The organism is Flavobacterium sp. GP15, assembly GCF_014281985.1.
Lineage (GTDB): Bacteria > Bacteroidota > Bacteroidia > Flavobacteriales > Flavobacteriaceae > Flavobacterium > Flavobacterium pygoscelis.
Map to the genome: position 1 here is coordinate 1 of NZ_JACFTC010000022.1, position 2182 is coordinate 2182.

A 2182-nucleotide genomic window follows, 5' to 3' on the forward strand; every position below is an offset into this window, starting at 1 on the left:
TAACGTCTTGGCGCTTGGCGAGGTTGGGGACTTTATAGCAGAGTATTTTCTGCCGAAACGAAGATATGATAAAAAACGCTAATTCCACTAAAACCCCAATCTCGCCAAACGGCTGTTGTAGGCTGGTTTTTTATTTAATTTTACTGAACTCATAGAGCATAAATTCGTATAAATTTGTTACAGCTCTAAATATAAAAAATAGAAAGTTCAAAAGATAATTTACTAATAATATGCGGTAAAAAATTATTATAATTAATAAAAGTGTTGTTAATAAATCTAATTGTTTGATATCTTCTATTACCTTATATTTGGTTAAGTCTAATTCTATTAAACTTGGAAAAAACGAGTTTAAAATAACGAAAAAAATTGAAAAAAGAGCAACCAAAATGGAATATGACAAAGAATACATAAAAAGTTTTAGATAATTTTTTATCTGTTTTCTTTTAGTTTCATCAAGTTTTGTTTCATTCTCTTTAGGTTCTAAATCTTTAAATTTGTCTGGAATTTTAATTAAAACTCCAAACATTAATCCTGAAAAAAGTGATAACAACATTACTATCACTTTTGGGTCTTCCATTAATTTGTCTTGATTGATATATACAATTAAACAACTAATAATTGGAATAATTATTTTGACAAAAATGTAAGCATAACTCCATTTTTCTTCATCACCATTAATATTTGTGTATAATGATTTTTTCGCATTAATTTTTATATTTTTTATGTTTAAAAACATAATTATATTTCTTTTACTTTAGGTTGCTCGGATAATATTCCCTCTAATATTCCATCGCAATATTTTTTTAGCTCATCAAAATCAGGAACACCAAATTGGCTTATAGGGATTTTTCCTTTTAAATATATTCGAGGCATTATATCTCCTGCACCATCCATTTCAAATGTTGCTGTTTTTTTATTATTTTTTAAAACTACATTTTTTTTGTCAAAATTATCTAACCCAATACCATTAAAGGTTTTTTTCAAAAATGGTTGAACTAATGTATCTAGTAAAGACATTTGTATTTTGCTTTTAACAGGAGTGATTTTTATTTCGATTTTATAACTTTCGTTTATAGACATAAAACTCGCAGATTTTTCAATTTCCGTAGATAAAATAGTTTCGGTAAATTTCAATTCTTTAACTTTAGCAGAGCTTTTAAATTCATCTTTTATTGATTGAGGGATGAAAACGTCATAATTGGGCATATTATAATCTGTATCATTTTTGTATATTTCTTTAAAAATGAAGCTCATAAATTCTTCTCTAATATTATCTTGTTGATAAATTTGAAACATAATATATCCATTACTGTCATTCAATGGTGCATAAATATAAAAGAAATATTTATCATTAATTACGTCCCCGTCCAAGGAATTTGAATTAGTTTTATTTTTTAATTTACGTCTAGTTTTTCCTTCTCCCATTTGTCCACCTTCCAAAACTCCATATATGATATTTTTTGGTGCGCTAAAACTAGTTTGATTATTTTCATTAATAAGTGTAAAAGCTTTGTTTCTCACAACTTTATATTCACTATCCAAAATTGAAATCATATGCTTGAAGAAACTAGAATATAATTTTGTGTTTTCTATATTTGCAGGTTCTTCTGTTCTTTTTATAAATAAATCTCTAAAAGAATTCGTTCCTTTATATGATTTTCTCGGACTCAAATTGAATTTAAAAACTTCTAATCTAACACTTTCTGGTTTATTCATCTTTTGATTTTTGGTTTAGTTTTTTGGTCTTTTTATGCGGAATTTTGAGGTAAACTAGCCTACAACGTCTTGGCGCTTGGCGAGGTTGCGAACTTCGTAACCGAGTTCTTTCGGCTAAGATAGAATATCTTGCGAAAGCAAAACATGAATTTACTGGAAAATTCGCAATCTTGCCAAACGGCTGTTAGGCAACGTAATAATATTTATCATATTCTGCCATTCTAGTTACCGATTCAGTTCGGCTATATATTCCAATTTTCAAATTCCAACCTTTTATTTTACCGCGCTAAACTGAAAAAATATTTTTTGTTTTAAATTCCAATTTTTACGATTCTATTTTTAGGTTAATTTCGGTTTTTAGTTCCAATTTTAAAATTCCAATATGCAATGCAATTCCGCAAAATATTCCAACTTTTCCATTCACTTTGTAAAAAATTTAAAATTCCAAAATGCAATGTAATTCTGC

Annotated in this window: 2 protein-coding genes; both read right to left on the bottom strand. The window is 27.3% G+C overall.

The window, feature by feature from the left end; all coding sequences use genetic code 11:
- Positions 1-130: 130 nt before the first annotated feature.
- Positions 131-736, bottom strand: a complete 606-nt coding sequence (locus H2650_RS15635; protein ID WP_188051760.1) for a hypothetical protein — start codon at positions 734-736, stop codon at positions 131-133.
- Positions 737-738: 2 nt separating this feature from the next.
- Positions 739-1716, bottom strand: a complete 978-nt coding sequence (locus tag H2650_RS15640) for a hypothetical protein (protein ID WP_188051761.1) — start codon at positions 1714-1716, stop codon at positions 739-741.
- Positions 1717-2182 lie beyond the last annotated feature (466 nt).

What these genes read in the sequence shown, in the direction of transcription:
- H2650_RS15635 (WP_188051760.1), bottom strand. Translation starts at nt 736, where the DNA reads ATGTTTTTAAACATAAAAAATATAAAAATTAATGCGAAAAAATCATTA.
- H2650_RS15640 (WP_188051761.1), bottom strand. Translation starts at nt 1,716, where the DNA reads ATGAATAAACCAGAAAGTGTTAGATTAGAAGTTTTTAAATTCAATTTG.